Below are 23418 nucleotides of genomic sequence, written 5' to 3'. Positions count from 1 at the left end.
AATCCTTTACCCTCGCCGTACCCCCGTCCTCCCCCATTTTTACCGTCGTACGGGGTGGGGTGATCGCGCAAACCCCTTCAACTCCTCGGGAGTACCCACTGGCCAGCGGCTTGCTAACAGCCTTCGCGACGGGCGGCGGAAGGGACGGATGGGGACTCTCGACTACTACGCGGCGATCGCTCGACTTGCTCCAGGGGGACTGGCGCGGAGCGCGGTGCGGCGGGTGCAGGGCGTGGCCAGGCAGGCGCTGTATCGCCGGCGCGAGCGCGCCGACGAGGTGCAGCTGCTCCAGGCCTTCGGCGCGACGAGCGCCGACGAGCTCGCGGAGCTCGCGCTCGGGCAACGCTCCTCGCGCATCTGGTGTGAAGTCTCTCATCGGCCCTCGGTGCTCGACGCGCTCGCGGCCATTCCGGGCGCCCGGGAGCGGGCACTCGCCCGCGCCCACACCGCGCTCCGTCAGGAGTGGGACCTCTTCGGCACCCGCGTGGCCTTCGGCGAGGGCCAGCCGGTGGACTGGTCGCTGGACCCTGTCAGCGGCCACCGCTACCCGGTGGAGCCGGTGGAGCGGATGCCGCTGCACTCGACGGGGAAGGACCCGAAGTACCCGTGGGTGATGGGCCGGCTCGACAGCGTGGTGGCGCTGGGCCAGGGCTACTGGGTGTCCACGTCCGCCGGGGAGCGCTCGCGGCTGGCCACCGGCTTCGTGACGCAGACGCTGGACTTCCTGCAGGCCAACCCCGTGGGCATGGGCGTCCACTGGACGTGCCCCATGGAGATTGCCCTGCGCGCGGCGAACCTCGCGCAGGCGCTGGTGATGTTCTCCGACGCGCCCGAGGTGCGGCGGCCCGAGTTCCTGGTGCCGGTGCTGGGCGCGCTCGCCGAGCACACCGCCTGGGTGGAGGCGCACCTCGAGGACAAGGGCGCGGTGCCCAACAACCACCTGGTCTCCAACTACGTGGGCCTGCTGGTGGTGGGCCTGCTGTTCCCCGAGCTGCCGGGCGCGCCGCAGCAGGTGGCCATCGCGGTGGGCGGCCTGCGCGAGCAGATGGAGGCGCAGGTCCACGTCGAGGGCACGTCCTTCGAGGGCTCCATTCCCTATCACCGGCTCTCGGTGGAGCTGTTCGGCCTCGCGTACCTCGTGGCGCGAGGGGCGGGCGTGCCGCTGGGAGCCGCGTACGACGCCCGGCTGCGCCGCATGTTCCACGCGGTGCGCGCGTGGTGCTCCGAGCAGGGCCTGGCGCCGCAGCTTGGCGACAACGACTCCGGCCGCGTCTTCCCGCTGCGGGAGCGCGAGGACAACGAGCACGGCTATCTCGTGGGGCTGGGCGCGGCGCTCTTCGGTGACGCGGGCCTGGGCGGTGGCGAGCTTCCCGACGAGGCGGCGTGGCTCTTGGGCCGCGCGGGCGTGGAGCGCTTCCGCGCGCTTCCCGCCGCGCCGGCGCCCGTGTCGGTGAGCTTTCCGGAAGGTGGCTTCCACATCTTGCGCGGCGCGGGAGCAGTTATCACTGTCAGCGCGGGCAAGCAGGGGCAGGGCGGCGTCGGGGGACACAGCCACAACGACAAACTTTCTTTCGAGCTCCACCTCGACGGGCGCCCCGTCATCGTGGATCCGGGCACGGGCTCGTACACGCGGGATCCGGCCACGCGGAACTGGTTCCGCGGCACGGCGGCGCACAACACGGTGCAGGTGGATGGCGCGGAGCAGTCCACGCTGGACCCCGCGCGGCTCTTCGCGCTGCCGGAAGAGGCTCGCGCGAGGGTGGTGGCCTTCCTTCCGGGAGGCACCGTGGACAGGCTGCTGGTCCGCCACGACGGCTACCGCATGTTGCCGGCGCCGGTGGGCATCGAGCGCACGTTCCGGTTGGACCGGCACGAGCGCGCGCTGGCGGGGCGCGACAGGTTCATCGGCATGGGGCGGCACGACGTGGTCGGCCGCTTCCACCTGCCGGACGAAGAGGCGCGGCTGGTGACGCCGGACGCGCGGGTGCTGGCACGCGCCACGCATGTGGCGGAGGGGCCGGTGGAGTTCGAGCCGCTCGCGGTGGAGCTGGGCCCGGCAGGGGCGCCGCTCGCGTGGGTGGTGGTGGAGAAGGGGTTGGCGCTGAAGCTGGCGCCGTCGCGGTTCTCGCCGGGATACGGGCGCGTCGTCCCGTCGCTGGCGGTGGAGTTCCGGGGGCAGGTGACTCCTCCGGTGTGGCTGAGGTGGGTCGTAGTCTTCAGGTGAGAGTGGTCGGTCTTCAGGTGAGTGGTCGGGTCGGGGCGTGACTGTCATTGACAGCGCGTCGCATCAGGAGAGGTGAGGACGATGAGGGTGATGGTGAGCAGCCCGCTGCTGGATCGCATCAAGAAGCGGGACGCGAGGGTGGGCGTGGTCGGGCTTGGTTATGTCGGTCTTCCGCTGGGCATGGCTTTCGCGGAGGCGGGCTTCCCGGTGATGGGGCTCGACATCGACAAGCGGAAGATCGACAAGATCGAGAAGGGCGAGAGCTACATCAAGCACATCCCCAGCGCGCCGCTGGCGGAGCTGAGCAAGGCGGGCAAGCTGAAGGCCACCACGGACTTCGCCAAGGCGAAGGACATGGACTGCGTCATCATCTGCGTGCCCACGCCGCTCACCGCCTCGCGTGAGCCGGACATGAGCTACATCATCCAGACGGGTGAGGCCCTGGCGCCGCACGTGCGCCGCGGCCAGCTCTTCATCCTCGAGTCCACCACGTACCCCGGCACCACCGAGGAGGTGCTCAAGCCGCTGCTCGAGAAGAACGGCCTCAAGGCGGGCGTGGACTTCCACCTGGCCTTCAGCCCCGAGCGCGAGGATCCGGGCAACAAGAGCTTCAACACCAAGACGATTCCGAAGATTGTCGGCGGCTACTCGCCCGAGTGCTCCGAGGTGGCCTGCGCCCTCTACGGCAGCGCGCTGAAGGAAGTGGTGCCCGTCTCCTCCACCCGCGTGGCGGAGCTGGCCAAGCTGCTGGAGAACATCTTCCGCTGCGTCAACATCGCCATGGTCAACGAGATGAAGATGCTCTGCGACCGCATGAACGTGGACGTGTGGGAGGTCATCCAGGCCGCCAGCACCAAGCCCTTCGGCTTCATGCCCTTCTTCCCGGGCCCGGGCCTCGGTGGGCACTGCATCCCCATCGACCCGTTCTACCTGACGTGGAAGGCGCGCGAGTACGAGTTCCACACCAAGTTCATCGAGCTGGCCGGCGAGGTGAACTGGCAGATGCCGTACTACGTGGTGCAGCGCACCATGGAGGCCCTCAACAACCAGCGCAAGACGCTGAACGGCTCCAAGGTCCTCTGCATCGGCGCAGCCTACAAGAAGGACATCGACGACATGCGCGAGAGCCCGTCTCTGCGCATCATGACGCTGCTGAAGGAGAAGGGCGCCGAGCTCGAGTACCACGACCCGTACGTGCCCGAGCTGCACAAGGGCCACGGCTTCAACATGGAGATGAAGTCGGTGCCGCTGGATGTGAACACCCTCGGCCAGTACGACGCGGTGCTCATCCTCACGGACCACAGCAACATCGACTACGCCTCGGTGGTGGCCAATGCGCAGGTCGTCATCGACACGCGCAACGCCACCAAGGGCGTCAGCAAGGGCCGCGAGAAGGTGACCAAGGCCTGACGAGGGCCTGACACGGTCGCGAGGAGTTGCCCGGATACCGACCCTCCGGGCAAGGGTCCTCGTCTCTGGATGCCGGGAGGGGCGTCCGGAGGCGAGGACCTGCTCGTTTTACGTCAGGGGTTGGATACAGTGGGGTGGTGCGAACCCTCTTCCGTCCCGTACTCCCACTGCTGGCGGCCTCGGCCGTGTTGATGGCGGCGGCGCCCGCTCCGGACGCCCGCGTGAAGCTGCTCGACGCCATGGCGACCGAGCTGGCACGCAACCAGAAGCAGCTGAAGATGCAGAGCCACGAGCCGCCGTACTTCATGAGCTACCAGCTCAAGGACTACGAGCAGCAGGCCGTGGCCGCTCGCTATGGCGCCGTCTTCATGGACGACGGCTACCGCGAGCGGAAGCTGTACGTCGACGTGCGGGTGGGCAGCTACGAGTTCGACAGCTCCGTGCCGGAGGGCCTGGAGTTCAGCTTCTCCACCAAGGGCACCAGCTACATCGCCCGCAAGGACGCGCCGCTGGATGACTCGCCGCTGGCGCTGCGCACCGCGCTGTGGCTCGTCACGGACGAGAAGTACAAGTCCGCGCTCTTCCAGTACCTGAAGAAGAAGGGCGAGGACGTCTACTCGGTGGAGGACCCGAAGCGCCCGCCGTCCTTCTCCAAGGAGAAGCCCGGCACGCACGTGCAGCCGCCCGTGCCGGCCCCGTTCAACCGCGAGCGCTGGGTGAAGCTGGCGCGCGAGGTGTCCGGCCTGTTCAACGCGCACCCGGAGCTGTTCGACTCGGAGGTGCGCGTCACCACGGACAAGGTGACGCGGCTGTTCGTGTCCACCGAGGGCACGCGGCTCATCACGGAAGAGGTCATCTACGGGCTGCACGTCTCCGCGGTGACGCGGGCGCCGGACGGGCAGCTGTTGGATGACTCGCGGGACTTCTACTCGCCGACGGAGGCGGGGCTGCCCACGGACGAGAAGGTGCGCGAGGCGGCGGCGAAGGTCATCGAGGAGCTGCTCGCGCTGCGCGCGGCGCCGGCCATCGACCCGTACACGGGCCCGGCCATCCTCGCGCCCGAGGCCTCCGGCGTGCTCTTCCACGAGGCGGTGGGACACCGGCTGGAGGGTGACAGGCAGGACGGCGACAACGAGGGCAAGACGTTCAAGGGCCAGGTGGGCCGGCCGGTGCTGCCGTCGTTCATCTCCATCCACGACGACCCGTCGATGAAGACGATGAACGGGGAGACGCTCAACGGCTATTACCTGTACGACGAGGAGGGCGTGAAGGGGCAGCGGGTGACGCTGGTGGAGAAGGGCGTGCTGCGCAACTACCTGCTCGGGCGCCGGCCGGTGGAAGGGTTCCTCCAGTCCAACGGGCACGGCCGCAGCCAGGGGACGCTGAAGCCGGTGGCGCGCATGGCGAACCTGCTGGTGGAGAGCACCAAGGCGGTGAGCGACGCGGAGCTGAAGAAGATGCTCATCGCGGAGGCGAAGCGGCAGGGCAAGCCGTACGGGCTCATCATCCGCGACATCACCGGCGGCAATACGAATACGTCCAACTACGGCTACCAGGCCTTCAAGGGCGTGCCGCGCATGGTGTACCGCGTGGACGTGAAGACGGGGCAGGAGTCGCTGGTGCGCGGCGTGGAAATCGTCGGCACGCCGCTGTCGGCGGTGAACCGCATCATGGCGTCCGGACAGAAGCCGGGCATCTTCAACGGCTTCTGCGGCGCGGAGAGCGGCAACGTGCCGGTGTCCACCATCGCCCCCGCGATGCTGCTCCAGGAAATCGAGCTGCAGCGCGCGGTGGAGGGCAAGGACCGCCCGCCGATTCTCTCCAGCCCGGCGGCGCAGCAGCAGGAGCCGTCAGTGCAGGAGAAGCGGTAGTCCGAGGGGGCGCGACGCCGCCGCGAGGAGCCCGGGGCTCGGCTTCTCGCAGCGGCGCGGCGCCGATGGCGACGTCAGGGCACCAGGAGCTGGGCCGGCGTGGGCTGGTGCAGCGGTGGCCTGCCGTCGCCGAGCTGACCGAAATCGTTGAGCCCCGTGCTCCAGATGAAGCCATCCGTCCCCAGGATGAGCGCGTGGCTGCTGCCACCAGCGACGGACTCGACGAAGGTCTGCCCTGGAACCTGCGCGGGCAGCGGCCGCTCGGTCGTGCTCCCGTCACCCAGCTGCCCGTGACTGTTGGCACCCCAGGCCCAGAGCCTTCCGTCCGAACGCACCGCATACGAGGCGTAACCGCCCGCCGCCACGTTTCGGACCGAGCTCAGTACCTGGACGGGTGCGTTGAGTTGGGGGGCCCAAGACCCAGTGCCGACCTGTCCGTTCCAGTTGCTTCCCCAGGCCCAGGCGGTGCCGTCGCCACGCAGGGCAAGTGAGTGGTAGTCGCCCGCGACCACCGCGACCACATTGCCCAGGCCGCTCACCTGAACCGGCGCGAGGCGGGTGGTCGTGGTGCCATCCCCCAGCTGGCCATCGTCATTGTTTCCCCAGGCCCACACGGTGCCGTCGGAGCGCAGGGTGAGTGAGTGGTATGCGCCCGCGGCCACCGCGACCACGTCGCTCAGGCCATTCACCTGAACCGGCGCGAGGCGGGTGGTCGTGGTGCCATCCCCCAGTTGCCCGAACTCGTTGTAGCCCCAGACCCACACAGTGCCGTCGCCGCGAAGGGCGAGTGAGTGGTAGTGGCCCGCGGCCACAGTGACCACGTTGCCAAGGCCACTCACCTGCACTGGTGCGGTGCGGCGAGTCGTGGAGCCATCCCCCAACTGGCCGTAGTGGTTGCTTCCCCAGGCCCACACGGTGCCATCACCGCGCACGGCGAACGAGTCCGTGTATCCCGCGGCCACCGCGACCACGTCGCTCAGGGCACTCACCTGCACCGGTGCGGTGCGGGTGGTCGTGGTGCCATCCCCCAGTTGCCCGGACCCGTTGTAGCCCCAGGCCCAGACCGAGCCGTCGGCGCGCACGGCGAGCGAGTGGAAATACCCCGCGGCTACGGCGTCCCCATTCGTCAAGCTGCTCAGCTTGTACGGCGTCACGCGCTGGCCGGAGCTGCCATTGCCAAGCTGGCCACTTTGGTTCTGGCCCCAGGCCAGGACGGTGCCGTCGGCGAGCAGGGCGAGTGAGTGGTAGTGGCCCGCGGCCACGGCGACCACGTTGCCCAGGCCATTCACCTGTACCGGCGTGATACCGCCTACCGTATTGCCATTCCCCAACTGGCCGTAACCGTTGTTGCCCCAGGCCAGGACGGTGCCATCGCCACGTAGGGCGAGCGAGTGGGCGGAGCCCGCGGCCAAGGCGACCACGTTGCCCAAGCCGCTCACCTGTACCGGCGCGAGGCGGGTGGTCGTGGTGCCATCCCCTAGCTGGCCGTAGACGTTGTAACCCCAGGCCCACACGGTGCCATCGGAGCGCAGGATGAGTGAGTGTGATTCGCCCGCGGCCACGGCGACCCCGTTGCTCAAGCCGCTCACCTGTACCGGTGCGAGGCGGGTGGTCGTGGTGCCGTCACCCAGTTGCCCGGCCCAGTTGTAGCCCCAGGCCCACACGGTGCCATCTCCGCGAAGGGCGAATGAGTGGAAGTCTCCCGCGGCCACGGCGACGATGTTGCCGAGGCCACTCATCTGCACCGGCGCGAGGCGGGTGGTCGTGGTGCCATCCCCCAGTTGGCCGTGGGCGTTGTCGCCCCAGGCCCACACGGTGCCATCGCCGCGCAAGGCGAGTGAGTGGTATCGGCCCGTGGCCACGGCGACGATGTTGCCGAGGCCACTCACCTGCACCGGCGCGAGGCGGGTGGTCGTGGTGCCATCCCCCAGTTGGCCGTAGGTGTTGTCGCCCCAGGCCCACACGGTGCCATCGCCGCGCAGGGCGAGTGAGTGCGAGTTCCACGCGGCCACGTCCACCAGATCGAGCACGCTCGAGAGCTGCACGGGAGTCGGTCGGTCGTTCGTCGTCCCATCTCCAAGCTGGCCGCTGCCGTTCTCGCCCGCCGCCCAGAGCCTGCCGTTCGCGCGCAGGATGTGCGAGTGGGAACCTCCCGCGGCGATGGCGCCCCAACCGGAGTTCATCGTCGTCGACGCCGCGGTCGCGCGGTCGGTCGTGGTGCCGCTTCCGAGCTGCCCCAGCCAGTTGCCACCCCATGAATGGACAACGCCGGAGGCGCGCAGCGCCAGCGAGTGCGTGCTCCCCATGGCCACCGTCCGCGCTCGACTGATTCCGGCGACCTGCACGGGCGAAGCGCGGTCCACCAGTGTCCCATCGCCGAGCTGACCGAAGGCATTGGAGCCCCAGGCCCAGACGCTGCCATCCGCGCGCACGGCCAGCGACGAGCTCAGCCCGGCGGCAATGGCCACCATGCCACTCTGGGTGAGTGCTGGGACGGGCGAGAGGCGCGAGGTGGTGGTACCGTCGCCCAGCTGGCCATAGGCGTTGTAGCCCCAGGCGCGCAGGCCGCCATCCGCCAGCAGCGCCAGCGAGTGGCTGTCACCCGCGGCGATGGCCGTCACGTTGCTCAGGTTGGGAATGAGAGCCGGTGCCAGACGGCGGGCCGTGGAGCCATTGCCGAGCTGCCCGCTCGCGCCGGCGCCCCAGGCCAGGACCCGGCCGTCGGCGCGCAACGCCAGCGAGTGCATGCTTCCTCCCGACAGGGCCACCACGTTGCCGAGCGTGCCAATCCGCACCGGGGCAAGACGCCCCACCGTGGAGCCGTTGCCCAGCTGGCCCTCGTTGTTGGCACCCCAGGTCCACACGGTGCCGTCGGCCAGCGCCGCCAGCGAGTGCTCCGCGCCAGCGCCGATGACGGTGACACCACTGAGACCGGGGACCTTCACCGGCACCAGGCTGTCCACGCCGGAGCCGTCGCCCAGCTGGCCCGCATGATTGGCCCCCCAGGCCCAGACGGTGCCGTCGGCCCGCAGCGCCAGCGAGTGTGAAAGGCCGGCCGCCACCGCGACCACCTGCGTCAGCCCTTGCACCTGGGTGAAGCTCGCCCTGTCGGTGGTCGTCCCATCGCCGAGCTGGCCGAAGACGTTGGAGCCCGTGGCCCAGACGGTGCCATCCGGGTGGATGGCCAGGGAGTGCTCCTGCCCTGCCGCGAGGCGCGCGGGCATGGGAGAGCTGGTGGAGGGGAGGGCCCGGGCGCTTGCGTCTCGCGGAGCCGCGGGGACGTCCGCTACCTCTCCGGAGGCGTCCGGGCGCTCCTCGGGAGCACAGCCGGTCGCCGCGGCGCAGGTGACCAGGGCCATGCAGAGCAGCCACTTCCATCTTTGTCGGTGCATGCGAACCTCATTCGCGAAGGGGGGCGGGGGCTCCGCCGCGGACCTTTCAGGGCAGACGAACCCGGGGGCTCGGCGGGGTTGATGACTTTACTTGCGGTGAGGCCCTTGGTGACGCCGGTCCATTGTCACGGCGGGATGAAGGCACCGGCCGCAGGGCGGATGTCTGCCCATGGACGGGGATGGTTGTGATTGGGCTCCGGGAAGAGACCCGGAGGTGCCCCTGGCGTCACGGTGTCCCTGGGAGGGGCGAACTCGCCGTCTCCTGACGTGTCAGCGCAGCCAGGCGAACGCGCGCTCAAGCCGGGCCGTCGCGGCATCGAGGTAGCAGCGGCCATGTGCGAGAAGCACCTGACGCGGCCGCCACTCGAGCAGGTGCTGGGAGCTGGCGCGTGCCTGGGCCTTCCGTCCCCAGGACGTCAGCCGCACCTCGCGCGGTGTCTGTCCCGGCCACATCGTGCCGCCGAGCGTGAGCAGCCAGCGCAGGCGGGGCCGGACGCGGTCCGGTTCGAGCGCCATGACCAGGTCGGCGACGATGAGCGTCGACGACGCACGGTGGAAGAACACGACTTCTTCCATGAATCGGCTGCCCCGGAAGACGCGCTGGTCGAGGTCGTGCGCCCAGGCGGGGGGCGGCGTGTCGCCGAGGTCGGCCTCGAACGCGACGTCGATATTCTGCGAGCGTGCCCGCTCACGAACACCCGGAGAGGCCCACGCCGTCGCGCGCGGGTAGCGCTGCTTCCACGCGGGGATGGCCGCGTAGTGAAACCGGTTCGGCGAGACGAGGTGCTCGACGGGGCCGAGCGCGTCGACTTCCGCGAACAGCTCCGGCGTGGGCGCCGTGGGGGACCAGACCCACAACCCGCCCGAGCGCAGGCGGATGATGGCCATGCGCGTGGGAAAGGGCAGGGAGACCGGGCCGACGCTCATCCTCATGACGGGCCCATCCACCCACCAGATTCCGTCGGAGAGCGGCTTGAGCGTCGAGAGCGGCGCGTAGGGGCGTATCCCATCGCACCACTCGTGGGGGCTGGCTTCGTCTTCCGCGGTCATGGTCCTGGCAGCCTAACCCCGTGTCACGGGAGCGCCTCGGCTTCATCCAGGGACGCGGTGCATTCACCCCTGTCGGGGCAATGGCATATCCTTTCCTTCCGCCAGGGGTATGTCCCGGGCCGCTCTGAAGGGCACTTGTGTATGACCCCGAGGCCCACTTTCATTCCGGTGATGCGTTCCGTGTTCCTCGTCGCCCTGCTCGTCCTGACCGTGACCTCCGTCGCGCACGCCGAGGCTACGCCTCCGGCGGGGACGTGGTTGGAGGTGAGCCATGAGGACCGGCTCGGGGCGGCGGGTGGCTTCGAGCTGCGCTCGGTGGAGTACCTGCTGGACGGCGCTCCCCTGTCGGCACAGGCGGGCGCACGGCATCCGCTCGCGCCGGGCCTGCGCCAGCTCGACGTGCGCGTGGTGTACGAGGGCCGCTCGCGCGTCTTCTCGTACGTGGACGGTTACCGTTTCGTGATGCGGGGCCGCGTCACCCTGTCCGCGCGGCCGGGCGACACGGTGCGCATCTCCGCCACCAGCTACGAGCGCGAGGGCGTCACCGTGCAGTGGCACCAGCGCCCGGCCTTCCTGCTCGCGGGTCAGCCCCAGGAGGCGGTGCTGGGCATCGAGTACGGGCCGGTGGAGAACACACCGCTCGCGGATGCCGCCGCCGCGCGGGTGGTGGACGAGCTGCTCGCCGAGGCGCGCCGGCTCAACTCGGCGCCGTCACCCCAGACGGAGACCGCGGCCTCGTGCGCGCTGGCGCCCGTCTTCTTCGCGTTCTCCGACACGCGGCTCAGCCCCGAGGCGGAGGCCGTGCTGCGCCGCTCGGCCGAGTGCCTGCTCCAGAGTCCGGGCCTGCGCGTGCGCCTGGAGGGGCACACCGACACGAGCGGCCCCGAGTCCGTCAACACGTCCCTGGGACAGGGGCGCGCGCAGTCCGTGGCCGCGTACCTCCTGTCACTCGGCGTGCAGAGCGCGCGGCTCGTCCTCGCGACGGAGGGCGACACGCGCCCGCCGTGCGAGGAGTCCACCCCCGAGTGCCACGCGCGCAGCCGCCGCGTGGAGCTGGTCACCGAGGCTTCCGCGCCCTGACCGCGCCGCTCAGTGGGGCAGCCGCGCGGCGGCGGACGTCACCAGCTCCCGCAGGTGGGCTGGCTCGAAGGGCTTGGTGAGCACGCGGTTGCCCACCTGCTGGAGGAAGCGCTGCGTCTCCGGGGTGAAGGCGCCGCCGGTGATGAAGACGATGCGCTCGTGCAGCCCCGGCCAGCGCTCGCGCACGGCCTGGTACACGTCCACGCCGGTCAGCTCCGGCATCATCAGGTCGCAGAGGATGACGTCGAACGAGGTGTCCGCGCGAAGCCGCTCCAACGCCTCGCGGCCGTTGCTGGCGGTCACCAGCTCGTGCCCGCGCAGCAGCCGCTTCAGCATGTCCAGCACCCGGGGCTCGTCGTCCACCACCAGCACCCGCTTCCCGCTGGAGGACGGCGCCAGCGCCCGCGTGGCGAGCTCGGGCACGGCCTGCTCGGCGGGGACGAGGTGCACCTCCACCGTGGTGCCCTCGCCGGGCGCGCTCCGGACGGCAATCTTCCCGCCCAGCGCGGTGACGATGTCGCGGCAGATGGCCAGCCCCATGCCCATGCCGCCGCTGCCCCGCCGCGTGGTGAAGAACGGGTCGAAGATGCGCGGCAGCACCTCCGGCGGAATGCCGTGGCCGGTGTCGGACAGCGTCAGCACCACGCTCTCGGCCGAGTGGCGCACGCGCAGGCTGATGCGGTGCTCGGAGAAGTGCCCCTCGGGGATGGCGTACACCGCGTTGAGCACGAGGTTGAGCAGCACCTGCCCCAGCTTCGTCCGGGAGCCGCGCACCCGGGGCATGCCCGGCTCATAGTCGCGCACCACCTGCGCGCGGTGGCGCAGCTGGTTGGCCGCCATGCGCAGGGTGGAGTTGATGACCGCCTCCAGGTCCACCGCCTCCACTTCGTCGCTGTCCTTCAGCGAGAAGGCCCCCATGTCCGAGACGATGCGCCGGATGCGGATGGCCCCCTCCAGCGCCTCGTCCAGCACCTGGTGGCACTCGTGCGCCAGACCCTCCGGGGTGTGGGCGCAGGGCATCCGCTGCTTCAGGTACTCCAGGTTGCCCGTCGTGTACGCGAGCGGGTTGTTGATTTCGTGCGCCAGGCCCGCGGCGATGATGCCCAGCGAGCGCGCGCGCTGCTCCTGCTCCTTCTCCTGGAGCAGCAGTGCGTCCCGCCGCTTGCGCTCCAGCGCCGTCACCAGCGCGCTGCCCGTGACGCCCAGCAGGTTGAGCTCCTCCGGCGTCCAGCTGCGGGGCGCCCCCACCGCGTCGAAGCCCATCCACCCGACGAGCCGCCCCCCGAGCGACAGGGGCGTGTTGACGTACGCGCGAATCCGCCGCGCCGCGAACAGCCGGTGCTCCGCGGTGGCCTCGGGCGGCAGCATGGACGGGTCCGTCACCGTGACAGTCCGGCCCGCCTGGAACTCGCCCAGCGTCCACGCGAAGGCCTCCACGGAGCGGCCCCGGAACGCCTCCAGCCCGAGCGGCTCCGTCCCCGGCGCGCACCACTCGTACGCGTCCAGCAGCCGCGAGCGGTCGTCGGACAAGAGGCCCACGTAGCAGCGCTGCGCCTTCACGTGCTGGCCCAGCAGCGCCAGCGCGCCGCGGATGCCGGACTCCATCTCCTCCGGCGGCAGGTTGAGCAGCTTGTGGGACGTGTCGGCAATCAACGCCCCGCGGTCCAACAGCATCTTCAATTCGGCGCGCATCTGGCGCAGCGCGGAGACCTCCTGCCGCAGCGCCGCGTGCGCGTCCTCCGTGACGCCAGGGACGCCCGCCGCGCATAACTGCTCCAGGACCTGCTCGGACCGCTGGAGGCGCTCCAGCAGCGTCCGCGAGTCCACCGCCTCGCCAGACGACCCTGTCAGCGCGCCTTGCTGGTCAACCATCGGTTCACCCCTCGGTTCCGGACCCCGGCTGCCCCTCTCGCCGTTCCGGATTCCAACCGGGTGAGAATAATGCCACCAATCTGTGACCTGGGGCCAGTGTTCACTTCTGGAAGTTGCAACCGGCCAACAGGTCCGGGGCTCAGGGGGCCGTGGGGATTGCGGTGTCCGGCCGTGGACGTTGGGGACCGAGCTTCCGGCCGCCCTTGAAGCCGCGCAGGCGGACGTAGCGGCGGAAATCCTCGAGGAAGGCGTCGTGGGGGAGGCCGACGGCCTCGGCGAAGGCGTCCGGGAAGTCCGGGCCCCGGCTCATGGCGTGGAGGACGCCGCGGATGGTGGCCTCGCCGTAGCGGCGCACGAGGAAGGTGAAGGCGTGGTGGGCGGCGCCGTAAACGATGTCGCTCCTGCCCTGGTAGAGGGCCTCGGCCTGCGTCAGCGGGTCGGCGGAGGGCTGGTTGCGCCAGAAGCGCGACAGGTCCTCCAGGCTGGGGACGCGGTAGCCCTGCTCGGCGGTGTACGAGGCCATGCCCTCGCGGAACCACAGGGGGATGCGCTTGCGCGTCCAGCCCAGCTTGTCCGAGGCCACCTGGTACATGAGGCTGTGGGTGAGCTCGTGCAGGAGCAGCTCGTCCACCTGGGACTGGCTGGCGCCGAGCAGCGTCCAGGTGCGGGGGCTCTGGAGCTCAATCTGCTCGTAGCGGGCCCAGGCGCGGAGGAAGTCGTGGCCGGAGCGGTTGGCGGCGCGCTCCAGGGCGGCGTGGTTGGGGTGGATGACGATGGTGACGGAGTCGTCGAAGGTGCCCCAGCGGGCGAGACGGGGCAGGGCGCGCTCCACGGCGAGGCGCACCTGGGTGGCGGCGGAGGCGTCACGCTCGCGGTACTCCACGTCGATGCGGGGGGCGGCGGGGGCGCGCACGCTGTCGCCCTCGGCGGACTCCTCGGCGGGGGCCTGCGAGGTGGGCACGCTGGTGCTCATCTTGTGCGCGCAGCCCGAGAGCCACACGAGGGCCCAGAGCGCCACCGCGCGGGCGGGAGTCCACCACCGGCTGTGACTGCGACACCGCTTCACGTGCGTCACTCCACCCCGAGCCAGCGCAGCACCGCGCGTCCGACGTCGGCCACGGTGGAGAAGGACTCCACCTCCGTCGAGGGGGGGCCGAAGTAGAGCACGGGCACGGGGTGGACGGTGTGCCCGCGCGTGGACAGGTCTTCCACATTGCCGTGGTCGCTACACACGAGCACCCGGGCGTCCGCCGGACGGGCCGCCACCACGGCGCGGGTGAAGGCGTCGAAGGTGTCCAGGGCGGCCAGCGCGGCGGCGAGGTCCTGCGCGTGGCCGGCCTCGTCCGCGAGGTAGTGCTCGAAGTAGGTGAAGTCGGCGCGGGCGGCCACGTGCCAGAAGACGCCGGCGGCCTCCTCGGGCGTGCGTGAGGGGACGGGCAGGCCGTGGGCGCGGGCGGCGTCGCCGGTGATGTCGGGGGTGAGGCCGTCCCCGGCGCGCGCGTCGTCGAGTGTCCTCAAGGGGACACCGCCCGCGGTGAAGGCCAGCTTGGCGGCGGAGGGCTTCACCTTGCGGCGCGCCTCGGGGGGGATGGTGAACTCCGGGGGCGAGGTGGTGTCCCGGTGGGGCACGCCCATGGCCTCCAGGTACGGGGCGGGGTAGGCGTTGGCGAAGGTGGCGGTGCGGCCGGCGGAGATGAGCCGGCGGACGATGGAGCGCTCGGCCATCAGCCCTCGCAGGGGCGCGTTGGGGTAGCCGAGGACGTGCTTGCCGATGAGCGCGGGGGCGGGGTCTCCCGTGAGGATGGCCGTCTGGTTGGACGCGGACTGCGGGCGGCCGGCGACGCCGAAGGTCGTATCCACGGAGACGCGCAAGCCCCCGTGTGGCAGCGGAGGGCTGGGGGCGTCCTGGAAACAGGAAAGCAGGTGCTCCCGGTGGGCGAGCGGATTGATGGCCGGGTCCTTCCGGCCGATGCCCACCCCGTCGATGAACAGGACCGCGACGCGCACGGCTGACGACTGTATCCTCAAGTCTGACAGCATGGCCCTCCACGGCGACCTTTTCAGCTATCCGCTTCCCGAGTTCCTTCAATGGTTGGACAGCTCCCGCAAGACGGGGACGCTCCAGCTCTCCTGGGAGGCCGGCGAGCGGAAGCTCTTCGTGCTCTCCGGACAGGTGGGTGCCACGGCGTCGGAGGGGCTGCGGGGGCGGGTGGCGCGGCTGCTGACGCTGGCGAAGCTGGCCTCGGGGACGAAGGTGCTGGCGGCGTTCGATGAGCTATCACGCACGCCTGACGTGGACGCGGCGTTCGACTCGCATGGCGTGCAGTCGCGGTGGGTGCGCGACCTGGGCCGCGAGGAGCTGTTCGCGGCGATGACGGACCTGACGATTGCCGCGCGGGGGACGTTCCACTGGACGGAGGACTCGGACCGCTCGGGCGAGGACTGGGTGCCGTCGGACATGAGCATCCGCGAGCTGCTCTTCGAGTCGCTGCGCTGGGTGGATGAGCAGCCGGACGTGGACAAGGCGCTGCCGATTGATGCGCTGAGCGTGCGCGCGCTGACGCCGCCGAGCCCGAGCCAGCCGCTGATGCACCGAATCATCCTGACGCTGTGCACGAAGCCGCAGAACCTGGGGCGGCTGCGGCTGTCGATGGGCGTGTCGCGCTCGTCGGTGACGCGGCGGGTGTACGAGCTGCTGCGGGCGAAGCTGGTGGAGGTGGAGGGGGCGCCGCAGGTGGAGGCGGACCCGGTGGCGGAGATGCTGGAGAAGGGCGGGGTGCTGATGCGCGAGGGCCAGTTCGACGCGGCGGGCATCGTCTGCGCGTCCCTGCTGGCCAGCGACCCGGCGGACCGGCGCGTGCGCGAGTTCGCCCGGCTGGTGCAGCGCGAGCACGTGGCGGCGCTCTACGCGGAGATGCCGCCGCTGCTCATTCCGGTCATGGTGCATGACCCGCAGGGGCTGGCGCTGCTCAAGCCCGAGGAGCGCCAGATTGCGGGGCTCATCAGCGGTACGTGGGATGTGTCCACGCTCGTGCTCGCGAGCCCCGCGCGGGAATTGGAGACATTGAAGACGCTGGCGAAGCTGCAGCGGATGGGATTGCTGCAGCTGATGTATCCGCGGTGAGACGTCCCCGCGGCTACTCCCCGTTGGGCAGCCCCACCGCGTTGAGCCGCACGAAGACCTGCATCAGCACGTAGAGCGCGAACGCGGCGTCATCCACGCGCAGGAGCTGCTGCGTGGCCAGTCCCTGGAACCGCAGCAGGTCCGCGCCGTCCACCCGGAGCAGGTACGCCTGCTGCGCCAGCGAGCCCTCGCCCGCGAAGGCCAGCGCGCGCCGGATGGCATCCGTGCACGCGGTGACACACGTCGCGTAGTCACCGGCCATGAACGCGGCCTCGGCGGCCCGCGCATGGTCGAACATGTCTCCCGAGGCCAGCGCGCTCGCCGCGCCCAGCAGCTTCGGGCCCGTCTGCGTCGCGGAGACCGGGGACACCTGCACGGGGGGCGGCACCACCGCCACGGGCGCCACGCGCGGCACCGGCGCCGTCGCCAGCGCAGGGGCGGGGCCTCCGCCGAAGGTCACCGTCGGCTGCTGCGAGCCCGGAGGCGGCGGCTGACGTCCATGCAGGTGCTGCGTGAGCTGCGCCTCCAGGCCCGCGGGCTGCGGCCCCGCTCCCGGCGTCGTCGGCCGCGGTGGCGGGACGATGCGCTTGGCCCGCAAATCCTTGATGACCAGCCGGGTAATCGCCTTCAGCGTGTCCAGCACCCCACGCCCGTTGGCCGCCGCCGTCTCGAACTCGGGCACGCCGCGCGGGTTGAGCTCCTTGCGGAGCACGTCCACCGGCAGCACGCCTTCCAGGTCCCGCTTGTTCCACTGCATCACCAGCGGGAAGCGGTCCAGCCGGATGCCGTGCTCGAAGAGGTTCTCCTCCAGGTTCGCCAGCGACTCGCGGTTGGCGTCCATCGCCTCCGGCTGCGAGTCCGCGACGAACACCACGCCGTCCGCGCCCTGGAGCACCAGCTTGCGGGTCGCGTTGTAGAAGACCTGGCCGGGCACGGTGTACAGCGCGAGCCGCACGGAGCAGTCGCCCACGCGCTCCACCTTCACCGGCAGGAAGTCGAAGAAGAGCGTCCGGTCGCCCTCGGTGGCGATGGACATCATCTCGCCACGGTGCGCGGGGCGGACCGTCTCGTAGATCTTCCGCAAGGTGGTCGTCTTCCCCGACAGGCCCGGCCCGTAGAAGACAATTTTCGCGGCCACCTCGCGGGCCATCAGGTTCACGCTGCTCACGGTGTCAGCTTACCTAGAACGACTCGACGCCTCGCGCCAGTTGCGGACGGCACATTCGCCGGTGTCCCCACCAGATGCTCGGCCGCCAGGAGGGCGAAGAGGGCGGCCTCTTTCGCTCCTTCTGGAAAACCGAGCGCATCCAGCGTGTGCACCGGCAGCGGCGCCAGCCGCGCCCGCAGCCGTTCCATTATCGCTGGATTCCGCGTCCCGCCCCCCGAGGCATACAGCCCTTCCATCCGGGGAAAACGCTGTTTCAGCCATGTTTCATACGCCCGCGCGATGCTCTCCACCGTGAGCTCCAGCGCCGTGGCCATCAAGTCGTAGGGCCGCTCCGCGTGGCGCGCCCACAGCCGCTCCACCAGCACCTCGCCGAAGCTCTCCCGTCCGGCGCTCCGGGGCGGCGGCTGACACAGGAACGGGTGCGACAGCAGTTCCGCCAGCAGCTCCGGAATCACCTGTCCCCGCCGGGACAGGGTGCCGTCCAAATCACACGCGAGGTGGCCCTGGGTGACGCGCCGGGCCAGCCCGTCCAGCACCATGTTGCCCGGCCCGGTGTCGAAGGCGAGGGTGTCCTCCAGCCGCGCGCTGACGGCGCTGAGGTTGCCGATGCCGCCGATGTTGAGCAGCGCGCGGGGCGCGCCGGTGCCGCGGAAGACGGCCCAGTCGAGGTACGGCACCAGCGGCGCGCCATGGCCCCCGGCCGCCATGTCCCGCGTGCGGAAGTCGCTGACGACGGGCACGCCGGTGCGCTCGGCGATGACGGAAGGCTCGCCAATCTGCAGCGTGGAGGGCGTCGCGTCCGAGCCCGGCGGCACGTGGGCCATGGTCTGTCCGTGCGAGCCGATGGCGGCCACCTGCTCCGGTGACACGCCGGCCTCGCGCATGACCCGCCGGGCCGCGTCCGCGAAATGCTCCCCCAGCTCGAAGTCGAGCCGGCACAGCGAGCCCGCGTCCTGCGGCCCCAACAGCCGCGTCACCAGCTCGGGAGGGAAGGGTACCGACACGTGGGCCAGCAGCTTCAGGCGCACGCTGTCGCCCGTGCCCGTCACCTCGCACAGGGCCGCCTCCACGGCGTCCACGCTGGTGCCGGACAGCAGGCCCACGCACAGGCGGGGCTGTCGCGGGTCTGGAACGGGCGGGGGCAGGCGCATACCCGGAGTCTAAGTCCCGGGACCCACGCGCCGCTCCCTACCGGAGGGCTCCGGGGCGGCGGCGGCGAGCGCCCCTCCGTCCGGACGGAGAGAGGGCACGCAGCCCCTTCGCGTCCAGCCGCTTCCGGGCCTCCTTCGCGTCCAGCCCGGTGAAGTGCATGGCCAGCGCCAGCTTCACCTCGCCGCCCGCGGCCTCCAGCAGCTTCGAGGCGTCCCCGGGGGGCAATTCCGTCAGCTCCGCCACCATGCGCGCGGCTCGGGCCCGCAGCTTCGCGTTGGCCGGGCGCACGTCCACCATGCGCCCCCGGTACACCTTGCCCAGCGACACGAAGGCCGCCGTCGTCATCGCGTTGAGGATGAGCTTCGTCGCGGTGCCGGCCTTCAGCCGCGTGGAGCCGGCCACCAATTCCGGGCCCGTGCGCGCCAGCACCACCGTGTCCGCGACGGACTCCGCGCCCGGCGGGTTGCAGCACACCAGCACCGTGTGGGCGCCGCGTCGCTTCGCCTCGCGCAGCGCGCCAAGGACATACGGGGTGGAGGCGCTGGCGGAGATGCCGCACACCACGTCCTTCGGCCCCGCCTTGAAGGCGCGCACCGCGGTGGCTCCGGCCTCGAGGTCATCCTCGGCGCCCTCCACGGCACGCGTCAGCGCCCGGCGTCCACCCGCGATGGCGGCCTGGACTCGGGAGGGAGGGACTCCGAAGGTGGGCGGGCACTCGCTCGCGTCGAGCACGCCGAGCCGCCCGCTGGTACCAGCCCCGACATAGAGGAGCCGGCCGCCTGCCCGCAAAGCGTCCGCCACGGCCGTCGCCGCTTCCGTGACAGCGGGAAGCGATGGACGAACCGCGCGGATGGCGGCCAGGTCTTCGTCATGCAACCGGCGGACGACGGACCGGATGGAAAGCAGATCCAGCTCGTCCGCGCGGGGGTGAAGCCGCTCGGTGGGGGGCAGTTTCGGCGGTGAGGCGCGAGACGTGCCCACCCTGGAGCGCCCGGGCCTCAGGCGGCCTTCGTCACCTTGCCGGCCTTGATGCACCGGGTGCATGCCAGCACGCGCTGGGTGCTGCCCTCAACGCTCGCCCGAATCTTCTGGAGGTTGGGGAGGGTCCGCTTCTTGGTCTTGTTGTTCGCGTGGCTGACGTTGTTACCGACCAGCGGACGCTTGCCACAGATGTCGCACTTCCACGCCATGACCTCTAACTCCTTGAAAACTGGGGCGTCGAACGCCTGCCGATGAAAAGAGCGGCGGAACCTGCCAGATCCTGGCCAGGAAATCCAGCCTTTCAGCAGCGAGGATCAGCCCTTGAGCGGATCCTTCTTCTTCAACATCTCCTGCACCATCCGAGCGGCCCGGACTCCGGCGAGCAGCTCGCCCTCCAGGCCGAGGCCGGGAAGGACCTCACGGCTGGCGAGGAGGACGTTCTTCGCCGGCGTGCGTTGAGCCAAACCCGTGACGCCCAGGAAGGCTTCCGTCTCGAAGCTGTAGAGGGGGTGGGGCATCAGGCGGCTGCCCCGCACCCCGCCCGCGTCCAGGTACGGCGCCGAGCGCAGCAACCGGTGCTGGGCGGTGAAGGGCATCAGCGCGTCCAGGTGCTCGTCGATGCGGTTGGCCACGCCCTGCAGGTGCTCCTCGCCCAGGTCCCGGTACGAGGCGGGGACGAAGACGCCGGCGCACACCACGCGCACGCCCTCTACTTCCTTGCTCTCCTTGCCGGGGCCCGGGGCCGTGCGCGCCAGGTGGACCTGGAGGAGCAGCGGGCCCAGCTCCTGGTCGCCGGTGTCCACCAGGGCCAGCTCGCCCAGGCCGCGCGGCAGGGCGGCCTCGGGGACCACCCAGTTCACCGTGAAGAGGAGCGACTTGGTGGAGGACTGGTCCAGGTGCTCCAGGAGGCCGCGGTGGTGCTTCTTGTCCGTCACCAGCCGCCGCAGGCCGCCCGCGTCCGTGGCCGCCACGAGGCACGACGCGCGGTACACGGTGTCCGAGCGCAAAAGCTTCATGCCCGCGAACTTGTTCCCGTCGAAGGTGAGCTCCTCGACGATGAAGCCGGACGGGCTGTCGCGGCCGAGCACGTCGCCGCCCAGCTCCGCCACGCGGCGGGAGAGCAGCTCGCGCAGGCCCTCCCGCCCGCCGGAGAAGAAGCTGGGAGAGGAGAGCACCTGGGAGAGGGGCCGCGTCAGGGACAGCGGGGACTCGGGGTTCTCCAGGTGGCTGACGAAGGGCAGCATGCCGCGCACGAGCTTCAGGGACGCGGAGTCCCCGGCCAGCCGGGGCGTGGCCTCCAGGCCGGGGTGGGCCTTGATGAGCTTCTTGAGGTTCCAGCCCTCGAAGAAGCCGTCCGGGGGCAGGGGCGGGGCGGCCTTGAAGAACTCGTCGGTGCTCTCGTGCTGGGCGGCGGCGCCGGCCAGGGCTCCCAGGAGCGCCTCGCCCTCGTCGCCCAGCTCGCGCGCGGCCTCGGCCTTGCGGCGGGCAGTGTCGGCGTGCAGGTCCAGGCGGTTCTTGGGCAGCAGCAGCTGGAGGTCCGGGACGTGGGGCCGCAGCGAGCGCTGCACGGTGGCGGCGAGGCCCAGCTCGTTGAGGGCCTCCTCCACGGTGGGCATCGTCTTGAGCGGGGGTGCCACGAAGGGGGCGTAGGGGAGCACGTAGCCGCCGTGCTCGTAGCCGGGGCCCATGCCGTCGTGCTCCACCAGGAGGACGCGGTGGTTGCGCTTCGCCAGCAGCGCGGCGGCGAGCGCGCCTCCGAGCTGACTGCCAAGCACGATGACGTCGTAGACGTGCCGGGAGGGACCCGCGGGAAGCTTGAGTTTGGCTGAGGACGTCGCCATGGGCGCGCAACACTACACAACGCGCCCGCCGCTGGCGCCCTTTTGGCGCAGGGACCCGGTCCACGCGGGGGGTGCCCCCTCTGGTGCGCCCGGACCCGGGGCCCGGGGGCCCGCCGGCCAGGGCCGGGAGGAGGGGAGCGGCCCTACCGGCCCCGGACGAGGCCCAGCGCCCAGGCGCCCGTGGCCACGAGGACGTAGCCGGCGCAGGCGATGACCCCGAGGAACTTGGCCGTGGCGCAGGTGCCCGCGAGCATCGTCACGAGCGGGCCGGGCGGGTCGGCGGGGCCGTCCAGGATGCGCAGGAGGCACAGGTTCTCCACGACATCCAGCAGGCCCGCCAGCCAGGGGACGAGCGCGAGGCCGAGCCCGAGCCGCTGGAGGCCGCCGCGGCTGGCGCGTGCCGCCAGCAGCACCAGGCCCATCAGCAGCGTCGCGTAGGCGGCGATGAACGGGAAGTCGACCCACACGGACATCCGGGCGGCGTCGTATTTCAGGGGGCCCCAGGCGTCGAGGAGCGCCAGGGCCTGCTCGGGCGTCCAGACGAACTCGAGCGCGAGGATGTCGCCGCCGCGCACCGGCATCTGGCGCCCGATGAGGAGGACGCCGAGGGCCCCGACCACGGTGAGCGCGATGAGCACCGGCTTCTTCGGGGACTCCAGCAGCTTCCGCGACCAGGACACGGGGGCCTGCCTTCCGCGAGGGCGTGAACGGCTCCCGGGACAGTGGCAGGTCACCGACGGCCGGAGCAACGGGCGCGGACCCTTGCGTCACCTTCCCGGTCCCGGGACGGACCCCCGTGGAACGAACGTTCCTTCCACGGCGTCGCCCGTGCCGGCGCGACCTCCCGGCGGAACGAACGTTCCGTCCACGGTCCTGTGCATCCGAGGACGGCTCGTGGTGGAACGAACGTTCCTTCCAAGGCCCCGCGCGTCCGAGGACGGCTCGTAGTGGAACGAACGTTCCGTCCACGGTCCTGTGCATCCGAGGACGGCTCGTGGTGGAACGAACGTTCCTTCCAAGGCCCCGCGCGTCCGAGGACGGCTCGTGGCGGAACGAACGTTCCCTCCACGGCGCCGCCCGCCTTGGCTCGGCTCCCGGTGGAACGAACGTTCCTTCCACGGTCCTGCTCCGTCCTGGGAGCAGCTCGTGGCCGGAATGAACGTTCCGTCCACGGCCGCGTCTGCCTCGGCGCGGTCTCCCGGTGGAACGAACGTTCCTTCCACGGTCCTCCGCATCTCGGCGCGGTCTCCCGGTGGAACGAACGTTCCTTCCTCGGCGCCGCTCGTCCCGGGGCGGGCGGAGCGCCGGCTCAGGCCGCCTTCGCGAAGAGGCGCGCCTCCAGTTCGGGCGGCAGCGCGGTGAAGTCCGGCGCGGTCCACCGGGCGCCGGCCTCGCGGAGCTGCTCGGCGGGAGCGGCGGTGGTGATGCCCATCACCGTCATGCCCGCGTCCCTCGCGGACATGACACCGAGCACGGCGTCCTCGAACGCAAGGCACGCGGACGGCTCGATGCCCAGCGCCTTCGCCGCGGCGAGGAAGATGTCCGGAGCCGGCTTGCCTCGCGTCACCTCTTCGGCGCCCACCACGCGCGCGAAGAGGGAGCGGATGCCGAGCCCGTCCAGCACCAGCTCCCGGTTGCCCTGGGGCGCGGCGGTGGCGACGGCCACGGGGATGCCAGCCTCGCGAAGCCGATGGATGAACGCCTCGGCCCCGCGGTGGAGCTTCAGGTGGGGCCGGTAAAAGGTCCGGTATTGCGATTCCTTCTCCTCGGCCAGCCCGGTCATCTCCTCGTGGGAGAGAGGACGGCCGAGCAGCGTGGGGAGGATCTCCTCGTTCTTCCGGCCAGCGAACTGCCGCTGGAAGTCCTCGGCCGTCAGCGACAGCCCGAGCCTCCGGGCGAGCGCCACCCAGGCCTCATTGTGGAAGAGCATGTTGTCGACGAGCGTCCCATCCATGTCGAAGACGACGGCGCGCAGGGGAGCGGAGGAGGTCATGAGGCCCGCAATAGCGCGTCCATGAACGGAGTGGCGCACGGAATCCGCGCATGGAAGCCGCCTGCCTGATATCCCCTGCGAGCATGAGTGATGAAGTGCTGCTGGAGACGCGTGGGGCGGTGGGCGTCGTGACCCTGAACCGTCCGAAGGCACTGAACGCCCTCGACCTGGGGATGTGCCGGGAGCTGCACTCCCAGCTCGACGCCTGGGCCGTGGACGCGGCCGTGAAGGCGGTGGTCATCCGGGGCGCGGGCGGGAGG

Annotated in this window: 18 protein-coding genes; 6 read left to right on the top strand and 12 right to left on the bottom strand. The window is 70.9% G+C overall.

Features of this window, described 5'->3' with window-relative positions; translation table 11 throughout:
• The first annotated feature begins 148 nt into the window (after positions 1 to 148).
• The 3 genes from HG543_RS27330 (at position 149) to HG543_RS27320 (ending at position 5505) form a co-directional block, all read left to right on the top strand.
• The gene (locus tag HG543_RS27330; protein WP_171818403.1) at positions 149 to 2224 is read left to right on the top strand and encodes an alginate lyase family protein; all 2076 of its coding nucleotides are present in this window, start codon (positions 149 to 151) and stop codon (positions 2222 to 2224) included.
• A 90-nt stretch (positions 2225 to 2314) separates the two neighbouring features.
• Positions 2315 to 3634 (top strand): nucleotide sugar dehydrogenase, encoded by a 1320-nt coding sequence (locus HG543_RS27325; RefSeq protein WP_169347814.1) that lies wholly within the window; start codon positions 2315 to 2317, stop codon positions 3632 to 3634.
• Positions 3635 to 3825: 191 nt separating this feature from the next.
• Positions 3826 to 5505 carry a TldD/PmbA family protein gene (locus HG543_RS27320; protein WP_211194205.1) on the top strand — a complete coding sequence of 560 codons (1680 nt, stop codon included), beginning with the start codon at positions 3826 to 3828 and terminating at the stop codon, positions 5503 to 5505.
• A gap of 74 nt (positions 5506 to 5579) precedes the next feature.
• Here HG543_RS27320 and HG543_RS27315 read toward each other — a convergent pair whose 3' ends face one another.
• Both HG543_RS27315 and HG543_RS27310 read right to left on the bottom strand, forming a co-directional pair.
• Entirely contained in the window at positions 5580 to 8897 is a 3318-nt protein-coding gene (locus tag HG543_RS27315; protein ID WP_246357329.1) for an RCC1 domain-containing protein, read from the bottom strand.
• A gap of 270 nt (positions 8898 to 9167) precedes the next feature.
• The gene (locus HG543_RS27310; protein WP_169347808.1) at positions 9168 to 9947 is read right to left on the bottom strand and encodes a DUF4336 domain-containing protein; all 780 of its coding nucleotides are present in this window, start codon (positions 9945 to 9947) and stop codon (positions 9168 to 9170) included.
• 171 nt (positions 9948 to 10118) lie between these two features.
• Here HG543_RS27310 and HG543_RS27305 point away from each other — a divergent pair, with 171 nt between their 5' ends.
• A complete protein-coding gene (locus HG543_RS27305; protein ID WP_169347807.1) occupies positions 10119 to 11027 on the top strand; it encodes an OmpA family protein in 909 nt (302 codons plus the stop codon).
• A gap of 9 nt (positions 11028 to 11036) precedes the next feature.
• On the opposite strand, the gene HG543_RS27300 is transcribed toward HG543_RS27305, so the two are convergent.
• The 3 genes from HG543_RS27300 to HG543_RS27290 form a co-directional block, all read right to left on the bottom strand.
• The gene (locus HG543_RS27300) at positions 11037 to 12899 is read right to left on the bottom strand and encodes a hybrid sensor histidine kinase/response regulator (RefSeq protein WP_169347806.1); all 1863 of its coding nucleotides are present in this window, start codon (positions 12897 to 12899) and stop codon (positions 11037 to 11039) included.
• 139 nt (positions 12900 to 13038) lie between these two features.
• On the bottom strand, positions 13039 to 13965 hold the full coding sequence (locus tag HG543_RS27295) for a gluzincin family metallopeptidase (protein ID WP_169347805.1): 927 nt from the start codon (positions 13963 to 13965) through the stop codon (positions 13039 to 13041).
• Positions 13966 to 13970: 5 nt separating this feature from the next.
• Positions 13971 to 14906 carry a metalloenzyme gene (locus HG543_RS27290; RefSeq protein ID WP_169347804.1) on the bottom strand — a complete coding sequence of 312 codons (936 nt, stop codon included), beginning with the start codon at positions 14904 to 14906 and terminating at the stop codon, positions 13971 to 13973.
• 31 nt (positions 14907 to 14937) lie between these two features.
• On the opposite strand from HG543_RS27290, the gene HG543_RS27285 reads away from it, so the two are divergent.
• Positions 14938 to 16023 carry a DUF4388 domain-containing protein gene (locus HG543_RS27285; protein WP_169347803.1) on the top strand — a complete coding sequence of 362 codons (1086 nt, stop codon included), beginning with the start codon at positions 14938 to 14940 and terminating at the stop codon, positions 16021 to 16023.
• Between the two features lie 13 nt (positions 16024 to 16036).
• Here HG543_RS27285 and HG543_RS27280 read toward each other — a convergent pair whose 3' ends face one another.
• The 7 genes from HG543_RS27280 to HG543_RS27250 all read right to left on the bottom strand — a co-directional run bounded on the left by HG543_RS27280 (position 16037) and on the right by HG543_RS27250 (position 23158).
• Positions 16037 to 17191, bottom strand: coding sequence for a GTP-binding protein (locus tag HG543_RS27280; RefSeq protein ID WP_169347802.1), 1155 nt, complete (start codon positions 17189 to 17191; stop codon positions 16037 to 16039).
• Positions 17188 to 18342, bottom strand: a complete 1155-nt coding sequence (locus HG543_RS27275; protein WP_169347801.1) for an anhydro-N-acetylmuramic acid kinase — start codon at positions 18340 to 18342, stop codon at positions 17188 to 17190. Before HG543_RS27275 ends, HG543_RS27280 begins: the two co-directional genes overlap by 4 nt.
• A gap of 37 nt (positions 18343 to 18379) precedes the next feature.
• Positions 18380 to 19324 carry an N-acetylmuramic acid 6-phosphate etherase gene (gene murQ, locus HG543_RS27270; protein ID WP_343073448.1) on the bottom strand — a complete coding sequence of 315 codons (945 nt, stop codon included), beginning with the start codon at positions 19322 to 19324 and terminating at the stop codon, positions 18380 to 18382.
• 17 nt (positions 19325 to 19341) lie between these two features.
• Positions 19342 to 19533: a 50S ribosomal protein L28 gene (gene rpmB / locus HG543_RS27265; RefSeq protein ID WP_169347799.1), complete on the bottom strand. Its 192-nt coding sequence runs from the start codon at positions 19531 to 19533 to the stop codon at positions 19342 to 19344.
• Positions 19534 to 19638: 105 nt separating this feature from the next.
• On the bottom strand, positions 19639 to 21165 hold the full coding sequence (locus HG543_RS27260; RefSeq protein WP_169347798.1) for an NAD(P)-binding protein: 1527 nt from the start codon (positions 21163 to 21165) through the stop codon (positions 19639 to 19641).
• Positions 21166 to 21308: 143 nt separating this feature from the next.
• The gene (locus tag HG543_RS27255) at positions 21309 to 21845 is read right to left on the bottom strand and encodes a hypothetical protein (protein WP_169347797.1); all 537 of its coding nucleotides are present in this window, start codon (positions 21843 to 21845) and stop codon (positions 21309 to 21311) included.
• Positions 21846 to 22474: 629 nt separating this feature from the next.
• On the bottom strand, positions 22475 to 23158 hold the full coding sequence (locus HG543_RS27250; RefSeq protein WP_169347796.1) for an HAD family hydrolase: 684 nt from the start codon (positions 23156 to 23158) through the stop codon (positions 22475 to 22477).
• A gap of 83 nt (positions 23159 to 23241) precedes the next feature.
• Here HG543_RS27250 and HG543_RS27245 point away from each other — a divergent pair.
• Positions 23242 to 23418 (top strand): enoyl-CoA hydratase/isomerase family protein (locus HG543_RS27245; RefSeq protein ID WP_211194202.1); only part of this gene is annotated, 177 nt, incomplete at its 3' end.

The sequence above is a fragment of the Pyxidicoccus fallax genome, assembly GCF_012933655.1.
Classification (GTDB): domain Bacteria; phylum Myxococcota; class Myxococcia; order Myxococcales; family Myxococcaceae; genus Myxococcus; species Myxococcus fallax.
The sequence above is the reverse complement of the archived record's forward strand: the minus strand, read 5'-3'. Positions and strand labels throughout refer to the sequence as shown.

Bases quoted from the DNA above. Each gene is read 5' to 3' on its own strand.
- HG543_RS27320 (WP_211194205.1), top strand. From the start codon at position 3,826: ATGGCGGCGGCGCCCGCTCCGGACGCCCGCGTGAAGCTGCTCGACGCC.
- HG543_RS27310 (WP_169347808.1), bottom strand. From the start codon at position 9,947: ATGACCGCGGAAGACGAAGCCAGCCCCCACGAGTGGTGCGATGGGATA.
- HG543_RS27330 (WP_171818403.1), top strand. From the start codon at position 149: ATGGGGACTCTCGACTACTACGCGGCGATCGCTCGACTTGCTCCAGGG.
- HG543_RS27285 (WP_169347803.1), top strand. From the start codon at position 14,938: ATGGCCCTCCACGGCGACCTTTTCAGCTATCCGCTTCCCGAGTTCCTT.
- HG543_RS27260 (WP_169347798.1), bottom strand. From the start codon at position 21,165: ATGGCGACGTCCTCAGCCAAACTCAAGCTTCCCGCGGGTCCCTCCCGG.
- rpmB (WP_169347799.1), bottom strand. From the start codon at position 19,533: ATGGCGTGGAAGTGCGACATCTGTGGCAAGCGTCCGCTGGTCGGTAAC.
- HG543_RS27305 (WP_169347807.1), top strand. From the start codon at position 10,119: ATGCGTTCCGTGTTCCTCGTCGCCCTGCTCGTCCTGACCGTGACCTCC.
- HG543_RS27315 (WP_246357329.1), bottom strand. From the start codon at position 8,897: ATGCACCGACAAAGATGGAAGTGGCTGCTCTGCATGGCCCTGGTCACC.
- HG543_RS27275 (WP_169347801.1), bottom strand. From the start codon at position 18,342: ATGCGCCTGCCCCCGCCCGTTCCAGACCCGCGACAGCCCCGCCTGTGC.
- HG543_RS27300 (WP_169347806.1), bottom strand. From the start codon at position 12,899: ATGGTTGACCAGCAAGGCGCGCTGACAGGGTCGTCTGGCGAGGCGGTG.
- HG543_RS27250 (WP_169347796.1), bottom strand. From the start codon at position 23,158: ATGACCTCCTCCGCTCCCCTGCGCGCCGTCGTCTTCGACATGGATGGG.
- HG543_RS27325 (WP_169347814.1), top strand. From the start codon at position 2,315: ATGGTGAGCAGCCCGCTGCTGGATCGCATCAAGAAGCGGGACGCGAGG.